Genomic DNA, 14,247 nt, shown 5'->3' on the forward strand with positions numbered 1-14,247 from the left:
TGTCCCTCCGCCCTTCTTCGCTTTAGCTGTCAGCTATCAGCTAACAGCTTCCTTTGAAAATGCGACCGAGGCCACCAACCCGGCCAGTGTGTCCAGCTCATCAGCCAGAACGGTGCGGGGATCCAGGATAACCCGGTCGTCCTTGATCCGGACCATGACCGGTGGGTCGGTCCGACGCAGGCGCTCTTCCAACGCCGCAGCCGTCAGACGGACGCCCCGTACGGCCACCAGTCGCGTCGGGATCGCCTCGAGGGGCAGCGCGCCGCCGCCGACCTCCGAACTCCCCTCGATGACAGAGACATCAAGGTGACCAGACGAGACTGCGGCAATTCGATCATGTAGATACACGGCCCGACGCTCGACCTCCTGAAGCGGCATGACAAGCGCCCGGAGCACCGGTACGTGGGCCGCAGCCTGCCCCTCATCACAGTACAGGCGCAACGTCGCCTCCAGTGCGGCCAGTGAGAGCTTGTCGATCCGGACGACGCGCGCCAGCGGATTGCGGCGCAGCCGTTCGACCAGCCGTCGCTTCCCCACGACCAGGCCGGCCTGCGGCCCACCCAGCAGCTTATCGCCGCTAAAGGTCACCAGATCGGCTCCGCCCCGGATGCTCTCCGAGGGCATCGGCTCCTTCGAAAAGCCGAGCGCCGACAGATCGATCAGGGCGCCGCTCCCGACATCCTCCACCACCGGCAGGCCGATCTTTTCGCCCAGGGCGGCCAACTCGGCCACCGGCACCTGGTTGGTAAACCCCTGGATGCGGAAGTTGCTGGTGTGCACCTTCAGAAGCATCGCGCTCGCCGGGCCGACAGCCTCTTCGTAATCCCGCAAATAGGTCCGATTGGTCGTCCCGACCTCCCGCAGGATCCCTCCCGCGCGGCGCATCACATCGGGAATCCGGAATGAGTCGCCGATCTCCACCAGCTCCCCGCGCGAGACGATGACCTCCCGTCCATCGGCCAGCGTATTAATGGTCAGCAGGACAGCCGCGGCGTTATTGTTCACCGCGAGTGCCGCCTCGGCCCCGGTCAGACGGCACAAGAGCCCCGCTACGTGATCCTGCCTGGACCCCCGGTCACCCCGGTCAAGGTCGTACTCCAGATTCGAGTACTCCCGTGCCACCTCGACTATACGTTCAACGGCCACCTCGGCGAGCGGGGCGCGACCAAGGTTGGTATGGATGACCACGCCGGTGGCGTTCATAACGCGCCGCAGGGTCGGTCCGTTCAACCGTTGCGCGATCCGCCGGACCTCGGCTGCCAGTGCGGCATTGGACGGCAGATCGACGGCCCCGGCACCGGACTGCGCGTCGGCGATCATCCGCCGCCGACACTGAAGCGTCTCTCGGATCGCCTCAACGACCGTCCAGCGCGGCAGCGTCTGCGTCAACTCCCGGATCGACGGCTTCTGCAACAGCTCATCCACCGAGGGGAGTTGCCTAAGCTGGAGTCTGGTCCCACTATCTACAGGCACTCTTCTTTCCAATCGACAATTGACACCGGAAGGCGCTGGCGGATGCCTACGTTATTGTCAGGCTATCACACTTACCCGCCTGATTCAACCCCGCGTGGGGGCAGAGTAAGCTCGACTCTGGTACTTGAATGACGTATAGTCCTCATATGATTTATACGTCTTTCATAAGAAGGCGCTATGCAGACAAAGCTGACACTTCGTCTCAAGGACCATTTGATTCGACGCGCCAAGGCGTACGCCAGCGAGGCCGGGAAGTCGGTCTCGCAACTTGTCGCGGATTATTTCGCGCTGCTGGATCAGACCGCCGCCACCGGTGAAGACACGCTGCCCCCGCTGACCCGGTCGCTTTATGGGGCGCTCGCCCCAAGCCGGCTCGATGAAGCAGACTATTACACTTACCTCAAAGAAAAGCATCGATGAAGGTGCTTTTTGATACCAATGTCATCCTGGACGTCCTCCTCAAGCGAGAGCCGCACGCTCCGACCGCTGTTCGGTTGTTCGCGACGGTGGAGTATGGGATGCTGACTGGCCTGATCCCCGCATCTGTGGTCCCCACCCTCTACTATCTGGCTCACAAGATTGTCGGAAACCGTCAAGCCCGAGTGCATCTTCGGAATATTTTGAAGTTGTTTGAAGTAGCTCCGGTAAATCGCGCCGTCCTGGAGGACGCCTTCCAAATGCACTTTCCGGATTATGGGGATGCGGTCATTCATGAAGCCGCTCGGCACGCGGGGGCCGATGGCATCGTGACGCGCAATGGACAGGACTTTAAGTACGCGACGCTCCGCGTGTATGCCCCTGATGAACTGATTCGGATCTTACGGACACTGCCGTAAAATCGGATGAATGTCCAATAACGGGCGGCAAGATCATCGAAGTCGGGGTCAACCCGGAATGACGAACTGTGAGCTTGGAGAACTCGGAGCCAAGAACGGTGAGATTGCTTCGCCACGCTCGCAATGACGGACTCCGTGATCGTATCCGAAAAACACAGGGCCGGGTCACGATAGACGTGCCCGGCCCTGTGTACTCGCTGACGACGATAGGCTATTGAGCGTTACATACCTCTCCCAGTTCCGGATCGCTTGGCCACGAAGCAGGGCTTGCAGAAGACCGGTTTGTCGAGGATCGGCTTGAACGGAACGGAGGTCTGCTGGCCGCAGTTCGAGCAGACCACCTCATACTCCTGGCGGGGGCCTCCATGGCCGCCTACCCCTTTGCGGACCGACTTGCAGCTCTTGCACCGTTTCGGCTCATTCATGAACCCTTTCTGCGCATAGAACTCCTGCTCGCCTGCGGTGAAGGTAAACTGCTGCCCACAATCAACACATGTCAGTGACCTATCCTGGAATGCCATTGGTTGCCTCCTGCCAAACCGTAACCCGTTATTACCCTGTTTCCGTGTCTCAACGCTCCCCGAGCACTGTGCTTGTCTCACCCCTACCGTTGTCTCGCCATAGGCCCCTCCGTAAAAAGGTCCACCATCAGCGATCGTGCCGCGAAAATACCGACCGCTTGAGATACGCTACCGACTCCCGCACCTCTTCCCAGGCGCGCGCCTTGGCCTTCCCCTTAATGATTGCCGGGGTATCCACAAAGGCCGTGCCGTTCCACTCGATTGCCTGATGTCGAGCCAGAAACGATTTCGGCAGTAAGGCCGGTAGCTCACACTCATTCATAATGGCCCAGGCTGCCGTCCAGGCGCGCGCGACATTTCTCAGGTCATACCCGCCCCCGCCAAGCGCGATCCATCGGCCACAGCAATCCTTCAGGCGTCTGACGACCCGGACAAACGCCCCAAGACTGATCCCGATATGGGAGAGGGGATCGGTTCGATGGGCGTCGATACCAAGCTGCGTCACCAGGATATCGGGTCGGAAGGCATCGACAACCGGGGGGATAACCTCATCGAAACACCAGAGAAAGATCTCATCATCGGCCGAAGATGGGAGCGGAATGTTGACGGAGTACCCCTCCCCCTTCCCTTCACCGAGTTCGCCGGCGAACCCGGTGCCTGGAAACAGGGTAGCGCCGCTCTCATGGATTGATAGTGTCAGCACTTGATCGGTACCGTAGAATGCTCCCTGGACGCCGTCGCCGTGGTGCGCATCGATGTCCACATAGGCCACCCGATGTCCGCGCCGACAGAGATCGGCGACGACCAGCGCCGCATCATTGATATAGCAGAATCCGGACGCCCTTCCGGGACCGGCGTGGTGCAGGCCTCCGGAGATGTTGAACGCGGTCTTGACCTCACCGGATTCCACCATCCGCATGGCATGAAGCGACGCGCCGGCGACCAGCGCAGACCATCGGAAGATGCCCGGCAGAATCGGGTTATCCGGGGTACCGAGGCCGTACTGATACGCCTCGGCGGTCGCGCGACCCACATCGGCTGCCTTGAGCACCTCTAAGTAGCCGGGCCTCAGAAACACCAGGAGTTCGTCGTCGGTCGCGGGTTCAGGTTCGACGGTGCGGATTGAAGGCAGGGACAGCAACTCGCAGGCGCGGATCAGATCATAGGTAAGCCCAAGTCGCTCGTTGCGCAAGGGATGCCCCGGTCCGTAGTCGAAGTCAAGGAACCGCGGGCTATAAATAAATGCCGTCCCCAATCCTGCAGACATGGTCAATGCCGAGCTGCGTCTCGGCGTCCTACATCCTTGACGGAGGTCTATCGGATACGGGAGTCTCTCAGACTCCGCCCCCATTTTCACCAGGTCGATGATAGACTCCGCTCTTTCCCCCCGTCTTTCCGACCAGCCGGATGGCGCCGATGACCATCTCCTTGTCTACCGCCTTGCACATGTCATAGACGGTCAAGGCCGCCATCGCCACGGCCATCAGGGCCTCCATTTCTGCCCCGGTTCGCCCGGTGACCTTGATTCGTGATTCGATGTCCAGGCGCCCCGCCGTCTCGACGGGTGTAAACTCTACTTCAGCACTGGAAAGCAGGAGGGGATGACAGAGGGGAATGAGGTCGGGTACGCGTTTTGCCGCCATCAGCCCGGCGAGCCTGGCAGCGGCCAGGACATCGCCCTTTGAGACCCTCCCCTTCGCAATCAGACGAAGGGTCTCGGGCTGCATGGTGACGGTGCCCCTGGCCACAGCCTCTCGCCTGGTTTCATCTTTCTCACTGATATCGACCATACGGGCTTGGCCGCGTCGGTCGACGTGAGTCAGCCGTTTCATTTTTGAGACGTGGCCGGTGTGTGGTTGCGTCGATACTGACGCATAATCGCGTGCATCTGATCTTTGATGGTCAACTTCAGCTTCTGCAGCTCCTTCCGCTTGCGCTCCTGCTCGCTTGTCAGGTAATAGATCCGGTCCAACTCACTGATCTTCAGATCGAATTCTCGGTGCTTCTCGGCCAGTCGCTGAAACTCCGGATTCTCCTCCCTGAGGCGAGCAAAGAGTTGTGCTTCCGTTTCTTCCATCTTGTACCTCCTTTCCGGTGGGATTTTATTGCGATGGCGACAGCCCGTCGCCGGGTGGAATTGAACGCCGAACGGCTCGCACTGGCGGGTACCTGTCAGCGTTGACAGGCTCGACTGCTCGTGTGTCACGGTGCGTATCTGCTGTGAGGGATCTACCATTTTCGTTTTTACCCTACCCAACACGCGGGCGAAAGTCAAGGACAAAAACGGTTAAACACACTGAATGACATGGGGGGCGGTCGCTTTGAATGCGGCAATCACCTCGGCCCCGTCCTCCAGGTCGAGTTGCTCCCACGACTGTCGGGTCACCATCGCGACGATCGGAACGCCACAGTCGATCGTTACCCGGTAAGCAGGGCCGGCTGGCAGGTGCCGGACTACCGTACCGTGAAGCTGATTCCGCGCGCTGGAGGCGGGTGCTATCGCCGTCCGAGGAGACAGCGTAATCTCTTCCGGCCGCAGGCAGATCAGGACTCGCTCGCCAGGCATCACTGGCGCAGCAACTTCCAGGGTCCACCCTGACACCTGTATGGTGGCGAGCCCAAGGGTTACGCGCTGTACATGGCCGCGAAGGATCGTCTCAATACCGACGAACCGGGCAACCTGCTCGTTGACCGGCTCGGTAAAGACCCGCTCGGGGGCGCCGATCTGAAGCACCTGCCCCCCCATCATCACCCCTACCCGATCGCCGAGCACGAGCGCCTCATTTCGATCGTGGGTCACAAAGATCGTGGTGATCCGCCGCTTGTCGAGAATCGTCTTAAGGTCGAGCAACAGCGCCTCGCGAGTCGGCGCATCCAAGGCGGCGAACGGCTCATCCAATAGGAACACCTCCGGATCGAGGACCATGGCCCGCGCCAGACTTACCCGTTGAGCCTCGCCGCCCGAGAGGGTTCGCGTCCGCCGTCTCGCCAGATGCCCGATGTTGAAGGTTGCCATACCATCAGCCACGCGCCTATTGACCTCAGCCGCATCGACGCGCCGCAATCTCAGCCCCAGCGCGACATTGGCCTCTACGGTTCCGTCGGTCAACAACGGCTCCTGAAAGACGCTGGCCATCCGGCGACGGTCGCTCAGTAGATTGTGGTACGGCCGGATCGATCGCCCCGCGAAGACGACGCACCCTTCGGTGGGCTGCTCCAGCAGTCCAAGGATGCGAAGGAGGGTCGATTTGCCGGCCCCGTTGGGACCGATGACCGCTAACGTCTCGCCCTCCGGGATGTCCAGTGACGGCACATCCAGGACCACCCTGCCGTCATATGTGACTTTGATCGTGTCGAGCCGGAGGATCGGATCGTTCATGATATCCGCCCCCGTTGCTGAATCCAGGTGAGGGTCACGTTCACGGCAAAGGTCAGCAGCAGCAACAGCAGACTGAGCGCGATTGCCATATCGAAATTTCCTTTGCCGGTTTCGAGGACGGTGGCGGTCGTCAGTACCCGCGTCTGCCGGTAGATGTTGCCGCCTACCATCATGGAGGCCCCGATCTCCGAGATGACCGCGCCGAAGCCGGCCATCAGCGCGGCTAGGAGCGGCAGTCGCGCCTCTTTGAGGAGCAGGTAGACGACCTGAATCCTCGACGCGCCGAGTCCGATAAGCTGCAGATGCAGTCGAGGGTTGAGCTGCTGAACGGCAGCGATGGTGAGGCCGGTCACCACCGGGGCGGCAATGACGAGCTGTGCGAGCACCATCGCCGTGGGCGTATAGAGCCACTCCAGGAAGCCAAGCGGTCCACTGCGCCAGAGCATAATACTGACGAAAAGGCCGACCACAACCGGCGGCACGCCCATCCCGGTATTGACCAGGCTGATGGCGATGCGGCGCCCTGGAAAGCGGCTTAAGGCCAGGACGACGCCGAACGGAATACCGATCAGCAGGCTGAGCAGGGTTGCGCCACCCGAGACCTGCAGCGACAGCAGCATGATCCGCAGCACCTCCGGATCGCCGCGCAGCAGCAGCAGGATCGCCTGCTTCATACCTTGCCAGATCAGTTCCATCTTTGCCCCTTAACCGATGCCGTCATTGCGAGCGACCAGCGGGAGCGCGGCAATCTCACCGTCATTATCCTGAAAGACTGCAAGATTGCTTCAGCTACGCCTCGCAATGACCCGGGACGCTTTCGAATGAACGACCGTTGATCGTCAGTCGTCTGGCTGGAGCAGGCGCAGACGGTCCGGGGGCAACGACACCCACACCTCTTTCCCCACATACAGCGACATCAGGTCGTGCAGTCGGCTTCGAACCTGAATTTCCAGATCATACTTTCCCCGGTTGTCTCCGTCGGCAAGACCGACAAAGAGCAGGTAATCCAGGCCGCGCCCGAGTTCGTGGACGATCCGGCCGCGCAGAAGATTATCCCGCCGGCCCACCCGGTCCGGCCACACCAGCCTGACATCCTCGGGTCGGATACAGAACTCCACCTCCCCAGGCGCCATCGGCTCCAAACCGTGGACCCGCAGATGATGCCCTCGCCAGACGATGTCCCAGAGGCCGTCCGGGTCGACACACGCCACGCCTCGCAGGATATTCTTGGCGCCCGTATGCTCGGCGACGCGCCGACTCTGCGGTCGATGGAGCACCTCGTCCCGGGTTCCTGTCTGGAGCACCGTGCCGCCGTCGATGATGGCGATGGTCGACGCCATAAGATAGGCCTCTTGCAGATCATGGGTCACCAGCAGAACCGTCCCCTTATAGTCGGCGAGCATCTGAAGCAGCTCCTGGCGAAGGGTTTCGCGAACGGCCGGATCGAGGGCGGAAAAGGGCTCGTCCAGCAGCAGGATCTCCGGATGCCCGATCAGGGCGCGTCCCAGCGCAACCCGTTGTCGCTGTCCGCCAGAAAGCTGATTCGGGTAGTGCTGCGCAAACGCCGCCAGCCGCAGAAGATGCAGCATCTCGTTGACCCGATCGGCCGCTTTATTCTGAGGCGTCCCTCGCGGTAATCCGAACAAGAGATTCCCCGATACCGTCTTATGCGGGAATAGCGCATATTCCTGGAAGACCAGACCCACACGTCGAAGGTGCGGCGCCAGATCAATGCCGGCGCTGCCGTCAAAGACGGTCCGGCCATTGATACGAATGGTTCCGGAGGTCGGCCTGATCAGACCGGCGATGGCGAGCAGCGTCAGACTCTTGCCCGAGCCGGACGGGCCGTACAAGGCGGCGATCTCATCACCGACCGTCAGTTGCGTCCGGAGGTGAAACCCGGAGAGCCGCCTGTCGAGCGTAACCTCCAGCATCAGTATTTGACCTTGGTCATCCGTCCGACCAACGTAAGAATCATCAACACCACGGCCGTCACCAGGATCGACAGGGCATTCGCCTCCTGCGGCTGATTGGCCTGAACCGCATCATAGATCGCCAGGGCGAGCGTCTGGGTTTTCCCCGGGATGTTCCCGGCAATCATCAGTGTAATTCCGAACTCCCCCATGGCCCTGGCGAATGCCAGAATCGATCCGGCCAAGATGCCCCTCCAGGCGAGCGGCAAGGTGATCGTGCACAGGACGATCAGAATAGGCTTGAACGTCCGACCGGCGTCTTCGATCCGACGATCAATCCCTTCAAACGCCCCCTGGGCCGCCTTGATAAATAGCGGTAGCGCCGCGATGGTCGACGCGAGCACCGCGGCCTTCCAGGTAAAGATGAGGCCGATATTCAGTCCGTACTCCAGAAATCGCCCCAGCAATCCGTGACGGCCGATCAGCCATAGCAGGTAATAGCCGGTCACGGTCGGCGGCAGGATCAGCGGAATCACCACGATCGATTCCAGGAGTGCCCGACCGGGAAATCGACCTCGGGCCAACAGCCAGGCGATTGGCGTGCCGATGAGTAGCGTCACCACCGTCGCCATGCCGGCGATCTTCAACGATAGGAGCAAAGGTGACAGCGGAATGTGTGTCATGGCTGTCCGCCTATGATTAGCGGTCGTCTCTCGTCCGGACCGCGCCTTCAGCGAGCCGCACCCTTCGGCGGCGGCAGGAATCCGTGGGCTTTCAGAATCTGTTGTCCGACCTCGCTCACAGCCAGGTCGACGAACGCGCTGGCGAGAGCGGGCTGGGTTGAGGCACTGATCGCACTGATCGGATACAGGACAGGCGGATACCTCCCCTCCGGCGCCACGGCGACGACGCGAACCGCTTCACCGGCGCTCTGCGCGTCAGTGGCATACACCAGGGCGGCGTCGACCTCGCCTCGCGCGACGTAGGCCAGAGCCTGACGCACATTCTCGGTGAGGATCAGCTTTGGTTGCAGGGTATCCCACAGCCCCAGGCTCGTCAAGATCGCCCGGGCGTACGCACCTGCTGGAACGGTACGCGGATTACCGATGGCGATCAGCCTGACCTCCGGTTTGGTCAGATCGGTGAAGGCGTGAAGAGATGGCTTGAGGGCCGCGTGGGTGATGAGGACAACCACGTTGACGGCCAGGATACGTCGGGTGTTCGGAAGGATGAGGCTCTTCGCCTCAAGCTCGTCCATCTGTTTCGGCGCGGCGGACACATACACATCCACGGGGGCGCCCTGTTCGATCTGCTGCTGCAAGACACCGGACGCGCCGAAGTTGAAAACCACCTTCAAGTCCGGATGTTGCTGTTCAAACCGCGCACCGATTTCCTGTAAAGGCTCCTTTAGGCTGATCGCCGCCGACACCAGCAGTTCGGCGCCCGATGCCGCGGATACGCCGGTGAGCCATGCGACAACCACCAGAACGCCCAGCATCCGATCCAATCTCCGTGGAACCATCTCTCGATGACACCGTAGCATTCTGGTTCAGTATAGGCCATGTATGCCTCCAAACGCAATCCGAGCCCGCATCGGCCCTCGCGCCTGACCTCCCTGTGCCGCCCAGCTCTGTCGATGCGTTAGAACTGAACCTGCAACTCGGCGATCCCTTCATGCGCGTTGCCCCCCGCGCTATTGCTTATCCCAACCACATTCCGACCCGGACTGAGGTCGGCAACAACGTAGTTGCCTCGCAGCCGGACGTTGGGATTGACATACCAGGTCAGGCCGATGGTGCCTGAGCGCATCTCCAACGGGATCTCGTTTGTGGCCGAGTCGGGAGAAGTAAACGCGCCCTTATTGTCATCGATACGAAAATGCTCATAGCGGCCGGTGACCAGCAGACCCTTCAGCTTGTTGCCGAAGACCCAGTAGCCGATCGACCCATACCCGCCCTGCATGATGAGGTTGTCGAGGTTCTCGCCGCCGGCGCCCAAACCGTCACGCTCCTGGGAGGCGTAGAGGTATTCACCCTTGAGGATAAACGGATACAGGTCGAAGACGATGTCGCCCCCGCCGGTGACCCGATTGCCGTTGATCCGGAAACCGTTCTGAGTGCCGCCGACCCCGTTGCCGGCCAGCGTGACGCCGGTCGGACCGATCGGGTTAAAGCGATGAAACGAGGTGCCACCAATAGGTCTTGTGACGCCGTTGTTATCGGTCGCGCCGTTGCCTCTCACTGTTCGAAAGGTGCGGTGATCGGCATTCATACCGATAGTGAGATTCCCGAACGGCGTAGGTGGCGAAACGGTCAATCGACCGGTGAACTCCTTATCACCGTCGTTATCGATACCGCCTGGGCACTGATCGACCCGGCCGCAGCCGTTATAGATCCCCACGCCATAAAAGACCGGCATGGCAGCGAGTTGCAGATTGCCTTCGATGGTGGCACCAACCTCCTGGCCTGGAGCCAGCGCCCTGGTGACGACCGCCCGTTCGGCGAAATCTAGATCCCGAGCGGAGGTGATTTCTTCAAGACCGAATCGGGGCTTGCGCTGCCCAACAAACGCCTTGGCCCAGGGGGCATAGGTGTAGCTGAGCCAGCCCTGTTGGAGCCGCGTACCCGTAGAACCGCCCGCAATCTCCGGCTCGATGTAGAAGCCATAGTCGTTGAAGACCTGGCCCGTCACGAGGAGGCGGGTACGGCGCATCCGAAATGTACTCGGGTCGTGCCGCGCGAGCCCCGCTGCCGTCACATCCTGGCCATCAACGATCCCTGGGAAATCTTCTTCCTGTCGCGCCCCTTCGACTTGCATCCAGGTCTGCGTGTAGCCGCTTATGCTCAGCTTAAACTGCCCATCGGCAGACTTCAGGAAGAACCCCTTCCCAGGTTCATATCCGGTATTGAGAGACGAGGCCGCGGCCTCGGCGGCCTTCTTCTCCACCTCCATCACGCGCCTAGTCATCTCATTCTGTTGCGTGGCCCGTTCCTGACGCAATTGCTGCAACTCCTGTTGCAACCGCCGCAGCGACTGTTGCTGCGTCTTGTACGTCTGTTCCAGCTCTGTCAGCTTGTCGGCCCACGCCCCAACGGGGGCGAGCAGCAGGGCGCTACCCAGGACGACACCACGAACCCACCACCCTCTTGACGTCATGGTTCTCCTCTGTCTGGTTTATCAGATTACTTGCCGTTTTTCATCGCAACCACCTTGGCGATGATCTGCTCCAGGACCTCCCGATCCGTCGGCCAGGGCGAGTCGACCACCTTCTTCTGCTTGAGCGGGATGTGATCCATCCGGTACTGCATGCCGGCGGCCGCAACCGCCGACTGCGCCACGGGGATCACGACCGTGGCGACCTTTGTCGTATCGCTCTCCTTGGGATCGATCGCAATCAGCGGGATCGACCGAAGATGCTCCGAGGTCCTGCCGGGCAGATGACCGACCGCATCCGCAGCCATAATCATGGCGGCATCGACCTCTCTTCGCGCGACGAGATCGGCTACCGAGAACTCCCCGGGGTTGTAGCGCGGGTAGCCCCGGCTGAAATTGACGGCGAAGGGATAGCCGGTCTGCCAGGTCAGCACCTGCGCGATCCCCACGACATTGCCGTGACCCCGCATCGGCATACCGGAAAACTTCGTGAATCGATTCAGTGCCTGGGCCAGTTTCAGGAGGGCGATGGCGTTCATCGTCTTGCCGCGACTCATGGTAATGCCCATCCCCCAGCAGATGATCCCAAATTTGCAATTCTTCAGTTTATCCGCAAGCGCCTTCCACTCCGCGACTGGGACCCCGCCCACTTCAGCGCGATTCAGCTCGTGCCCGTTCACAAGGGCCGTCAGCGACGTTGCGACCTCATAATCGGTGTTCGGCGTGATCTGGAAGGCGATATCGGCCATTCTGGCCGAGGCGGTCGGCCGCACATCGATCGTGATGATGGTTCGCCCCTTCTTCCCGGTTGGGGTAAAGAGTCCCTTGGCTGTCACGGCGTAGCGACTGGGGTGCCTGGGATGCGCTTCAGCCGGGTTCGATCCCCAGTACACGACGAGGTCCGCCCTATTCTGAATTTCCCCGACCGTACAGGTCGGAAGGCCAACTGTCTGCAGACCCTGCAGACCTGGGCCGTGTCAGACGGACGATGTATGATCGATATTGGCGCCGATCAGTTCAGCCAGTTGGATCGCCTTCTTTTGTGCGCTCAACTCCGTGGAATCCAGACCATAGATCAGCGGGTACTTGGCCGCGGCGAGGATCGCTGCGGCTGCGTCGATGCACTGCTCGATGGTCGCGGGTTGCCCATGAATCCTCGGTGTCGCCAAATCCGATTGGTAGTGCATATAGGTGGCCTTGCCCAGCGCGCAGGCATTCTTGACCGTCTTGATGCGCCCCTCCTCGACATGGATTTCCAGGTCGTCGCATGCGGTGCCGCAGAATGGGCAGACCACATCGGTAAAGATCTTCAACTGTTTCGCGGCTTGTACCGTGACATTTTCAGACATAGCGCTCCACCTCCGCCTCGATACCCTTGTAGTCCGGCATCCCGGTCGCTTGGGTATCGGTGCCGATGATCGGATTAATGATCCGTCCCCACGGGATCAATACCATCCCCTGGGGGACATCGCCCTTGGCATACTTCAGGATGGCCGAACCGTGCGGCGTGGACAATCGAACTCGGTCGCCGTCCTGCAGGGCGAGTTCTTCGATGTCCTTGAGGTTCATTCGTACTGTTGAGATCTCCTCTATATACTCCTTCGACTCCTTTCCGACGTGCATGGCCTGGCCTTGCGTCAGTGTTCGCAAGGTGATCACCGTGAACCGCTTCTTCGTCATCTCACACACGCTCCTTGATGACGGTCGTACTCACGCTCGTCTTTCCCCTTGACAATCATCGGGGTCGGTGCGGAAATAGAACGGGCGTTGAGGCGGGCGACCGCTTCATCTCTCCGGGGCGTTCAGTATCGACCTGGCCGGGTGAGCTGAACGCCCCTTGTCGTCTTCTTCTATCGTTCAGGATCACGATCTCTTCAGCGTCCGATCTCCTCCTCCTGTCTGCCGGCATCCGGATAAAATAGCGGCTCGCCGAACTTCTCAACGCCAAACGTCTTGATGATCGCTTGAGTGTCAGCCGCGATGATAAAGTCCGCAAACGCCTTGCCGCCGGCAGCATTCACCTTGGGAAATCTGTCGGCATTCACCTCCATGACCGAGTAGATATTCAGGAGCGATGGGTCGCGCTCAATGAGAATCTCCAGAGCGAGGCGTTTTTTTAAGGCAAGGTAGGTGCCCCGGTCGGTGAGGGTATAGGCTCGCTTCTCCGTCGCAATCCCAAGGGTCTGCCCCATCCCCTGGCCTGTTTCCAGATACCAGTCGCTGACAGGTTCTTGTCCCGAAGCTTTCCATAGGCGTTTTTCAAGCTGATGGGTCCCCGAATTATCACCTCGAGAGACCCACGTCGCTTTTCGCTCCGCGATTCGACGGAGCGCTTCACTCGCCTTCTTCAGACTACGGATCTGAGCCGGATCCTCCTTCGGGCCGACGATAATGAAATCGTTGTGCATGACCAGGCGACGGTTGGTGAGTGTCCCCTCGGTCACATACCTCTTCTCGGCCTCCGGGGCGTGGACCAATACTACGTCTGCTTCGCCGCGACCGCCAAGAGCCAGCGCCTGGCCTGTTCCGACGGAGATCGTTTTCACGACGTAGCCGGTCTGTCGCTCAAACAATGGAACCAAGACGTCAAGCAGCCCGGAATCCTGCGTACTGGTGGTGGTCGCCAGAATGACATTTTGACTTCCAGCCTGGACGACGCGGATTGGTGCCCCTTGTGCGGCGCCAAGTACCGCCAGACCCACGATTAGGTACTGAAGAACAGTTCTCAAGTATCTCTTACCCATGGTGCTCATCGTCTCCCGCTACTCCTTGGCGATCATGACCTCTGTGGCCTTGATGACGGCATAGACTTGGTCCCCAGCCTTCAGTTTCATCCGCTTGGCCGAGCCGCTGGTAATGGCCGAGACCAGTTCCTGATCCCCCACCTTCACGACCACCTCGCTCATGACGGCTCCGATTTTCACCTTCTTAACGACGCCCGCCAACTGATTCCGCGCACTCATCTGCATCCC

At 60.5% G+C, this 14,247-nt stretch carries 18 protein-coding genes; 2 read left to right on the forward strand and 16 right to left on the reverse strand.

The window, feature by feature from the left end; all coding sequences use genetic code 11:
- Positions 1–36 precede the first annotated feature (36 nt).
- Entirely contained in the window at positions 37–1,473 is a 1,437-nt protein-coding gene (locus tag C3F12_03195; GenBank protein ID PWB47965.1) for an L-seryl-tRNA(Sec) selenium transferase, read from the reverse strand.
- Between the two features lie 177 nt (positions 1,474–1,650).
- Between C3F12_03195 and C3F12_03200 the strand changes: the two genes are divergently transcribed.
- Both C3F12_03200 and C3F12_03205 read left to right on the forward strand, forming a co-directional pair.
- Complete coding sequence (locus C3F12_03200; protein PWB47966.1) at positions 1,651–1,893, forward strand: antitoxin; 243 nt, start codon at positions 1,651–1,653, stop codon at positions 1,891–1,893.
- On the forward strand, positions 1,890–2,309 hold the full coding sequence (locus tag C3F12_03205; GenBank protein PWB47967.1) for a PIN domain nuclease: 420 nt from the start codon (positions 1,890–1,892) through the stop codon (positions 2,307–2,309). The genes C3F12_03200 and C3F12_03205 overlap by 4 nt, the downstream gene beginning before the upstream one ends.
- Positions 2,310–2,530: 221 nt before the next feature.
- On the opposite strand, the gene C3F12_03210 is transcribed toward C3F12_03205, so the two are convergent.
- The 15 genes from C3F12_03210 to C3F12_03280 form a co-directional block, all read right to left on the reverse strand.
- Entirely contained in the window at positions 2,531–2,830 is a 300-nt protein-coding gene (locus tag C3F12_03210) for a zinc-binding protein (GenBank protein PWB47968.1), read from the reverse strand.
- Between the two features lie 127 nt (positions 2,831–2,957).
- Positions 2,958–4,181, reverse strand: coding sequence for an acetoin utilization protein AcuC (locus tag C3F12_03215; protein PWB47969.1), 1,224 nt, complete (start codon positions 4,179–4,181; stop codon positions 2,958–2,960).
- Positions 4,165–4,662: a cyclic pyranopterin monophosphate synthase MoaC gene (gene moaC / locus C3F12_03220; GenBank protein ID PWB47970.1), complete on the reverse strand. Its 498-nt coding sequence runs from the start codon at positions 4,660–4,662 to the stop codon at positions 4,165–4,167. The genes C3F12_03215 and moaC overlap by 17 nt, the downstream gene beginning before the upstream one ends.
- Entirely contained in the window at positions 4,659–4,907 is a 249-nt protein-coding gene (locus tag C3F12_03225) for a DUF465 domain-containing protein (protein PWB47971.1), read from the reverse strand. The genes moaC and C3F12_03225 overlap by 4 nt, the downstream gene beginning before the upstream one ends.
- 210 nt (positions 4,908–5,117) lie before the next feature.
- Entirely contained in the window at positions 5,118–6,209 is a 1,092-nt protein-coding gene (locus tag C3F12_03230) for an ABC transporter ATP-binding protein (GenBank protein PWB47972.1), read from the reverse strand.
- A complete protein-coding gene (locus tag C3F12_03235) occupies positions 6,206–6,904 on the reverse strand; it encodes a tungstate transporter permease (protein PWB47973.1) in 699 nt (232 codons plus the stop codon). Before C3F12_03235 ends, C3F12_03230 begins: the two co-directional genes overlap by 4 nt.
- A gap of 144 nt (positions 6,905–7,048) precedes the next feature.
- The gene (locus C3F12_03240; protein ID PWB47974.1) at positions 7,049–8,143 is read right to left on the reverse strand and encodes an ABC transporter ATP-binding protein; all 1,095 of its coding nucleotides are present in this window, start codon (positions 8,141–8,143) and stop codon (positions 7,049–7,051) included.
- On the reverse strand, positions 8,143–8,805 hold the full coding sequence (gene modB / locus C3F12_03245; protein ID PWB47975.1) for a molybdate ABC transporter permease subunit: 663 nt from the start codon (positions 8,803–8,805) through the stop codon (positions 8,143–8,145). The genes C3F12_03240 and modB overlap by 1 nt, the downstream gene beginning before the upstream one ends.
- A gap of 47 nt (positions 8,806–8,852) precedes the next feature.
- The gene (modA, locus tag C3F12_03250) at positions 8,853–9,665 is read right to left on the reverse strand and encodes a molybdate ABC transporter substrate-binding protein (protein PWB47976.1); all 813 of its coding nucleotides are present in this window, start codon (positions 9,663–9,665) and stop codon (positions 8,853–8,855) included.
- Positions 9,666–9,763: 98 nt separating this feature from the next.
- Positions 9,764–11,278 (reverse strand): hypothetical protein, encoded by a 1,515-nt coding sequence (locus C3F12_03255; GenBank protein PWB47977.1) that lies wholly within the window; start codon positions 11,276–11,278, stop codon positions 9,764–9,766.
- Between the two features lie 26 nt (positions 11,279–11,304).
- Positions 11,305–12,240, reverse strand: a complete 936-nt coding sequence (locus C3F12_03260) for a formylmethanofuran dehydrogenase subunit B (protein ID PWB47978.1) — start codon at positions 12,238–12,240, stop codon at positions 11,305–11,307.
- A 12-nt stretch (positions 12,241–12,252) separates the two neighbouring features.
- Positions 12,253–12,624 carry a formylmethanofuran dehydrogenase gene (locus C3F12_03265; GenBank protein ID PWB47979.1) on the reverse strand — a complete coding sequence of 124 codons (372 nt, stop codon included), beginning with the start codon at positions 12,622–12,624 and terminating at the stop codon, positions 12,253–12,255.
- Positions 12,617–12,955: a formylmethanofuran dehydrogenase gene (locus C3F12_03270; GenBank protein PWB47980.1), complete on the reverse strand. Its 339-nt coding sequence runs from the start codon at positions 12,953–12,955 to the stop codon at positions 12,617–12,619. Before C3F12_03270 ends, C3F12_03265 begins: the two co-directional genes overlap by 8 nt.
- A gap of 194 nt (positions 12,956–13,149) precedes the next feature.
- Entirely contained in the window at positions 13,150–14,028 is an 879-nt protein-coding gene (locus tag C3F12_03275) for a tungsten ABC transporter substrate-binding protein (GenBank protein PWB47981.1), read from the reverse strand.
- A gap of 9 nt (positions 14,029–14,037) precedes the next feature.
- Positions 14,038–14,244, reverse strand: a complete 207-nt coding sequence (locus tag C3F12_03280) for a molybdenum-pterin-binding protein (GenBank protein ID PWB47982.1) — start codon at positions 14,242–14,244, stop codon at positions 14,038–14,040.
- Positions 14,245–14,247 lie beyond the last annotated feature (3 nt).

This window comes from Candidatus Methylomirabilota bacterium, assembly GCA_003104975.1.
Taxonomy (GTDB): Bacteria; Methylomirabilota; Methylomirabilia; order Methylomirabilales; family Methylomirabilaceae; genus Methylomirabilis.

What these genes read in the sequence shown, in the direction of transcription:
- C3F12_03200 (PWB47966.1), top strand. Translation starts at nt 1,651, where the DNA reads ATGCAGACAAAGCTGACACTTCGTCTCAAGGACCATTTGATTCGACGC.
- C3F12_03205 (PWB47967.1), top strand. Translation starts at nt 1,890, where the DNA reads ATGAAGGTGCTTTTTGATACCAATGTCATCCTGGACGTCCTCCTCAAG.
- C3F12_03210 (PWB47968.1), bottom strand. Translation starts at nt 2,830, where the DNA reads ATGGCATTCCAGGATAGGTCACTGACATGTGTTGATTGTGGGCAGCAG.
- C3F12_03215 (PWB47969.1), bottom strand. Translation starts at nt 4,181, where the DNA reads ATGGGGGCGGAGTCTGAGAGACTCCCGTATCCGATAGACCTCCGTCAA.
- moaC (PWB47970.1), bottom strand. Translation starts at nt 4,662, where the DNA reads ATGAAACGGCTGACTCACGTCGACCGACGCGGCCAAGCCCGTATGGTC.
- C3F12_03225 (PWB47971.1), bottom strand. Translation starts at nt 4,907, where the DNA reads ATGGAAGAAACGGAAGCACAACTCTTTGCTCGCCTCAGGGAGGAGAAT.
- C3F12_03230 (PWB47972.1), bottom strand. Translation starts at nt 6,209, where the DNA reads ATGAACGATCCGATCCTCCGGCTCGACACGATCAAAGTCACATATGAC.
- C3F12_03235 (PWB47973.1), bottom strand. Translation starts at nt 6,904, where the DNA reads ATGGAACTGATCTGGCAAGGTATGAAGCAGGCGATCCTGCTGCTGCTG.
- C3F12_03240 (PWB47974.1), bottom strand. Translation starts at nt 8,143, where the DNA reads ATGCTGGAGGTTACGCTCGACAGGCGGCTCTCCGGGTTTCACCTCCGG.
- modB (PWB47975.1), bottom strand. Translation starts at nt 8,805, where the DNA reads ATGACACACATTCCGCTGTCACCTTTGCTCCTATCGTTGAAGATCGCC.
- modA (PWB47976.1), bottom strand. Translation starts at nt 9,665, where the DNA reads ATGCTACGGTGTCATCGAGAGATGGTTCCACGGAGATTGGATCGGATG.
- C3F12_03255 (PWB47977.1), bottom strand. Translation starts at nt 11,278, where the DNA reads ATGACGTCAAGAGGGTGGTGGGTTCGTGGTGTCGTCCTGGGTAGCGCC.
- C3F12_03265 (PWB47979.1), bottom strand. Translation starts at nt 12,624, where the DNA reads ATGTCTGAAAATGTCACGGTACAAGCCGCGAAACAGTTGAAGATCTTT.
- C3F12_03270 (PWB47980.1), bottom strand. Translation starts at nt 12,955, where the DNA reads ATGACGAAGAAGCGGTTCACGGTGATCACCTTGCGAACACTGACGCAA.
- C3F12_03275 (PWB47981.1), bottom strand. Translation starts at nt 14,028, where the DNA reads ATGAGCACCATGGGTAAGAGATACTTGAGAACTGTTCTTCAGTACCTA.
- C3F12_03280 (PWB47982.1), bottom strand. Translation starts at nt 14,244, where the DNA reads ATGCAGATGAGTGCGCGGAATCAGTTGGCGGGCGTCGTTAAGAAGGTG.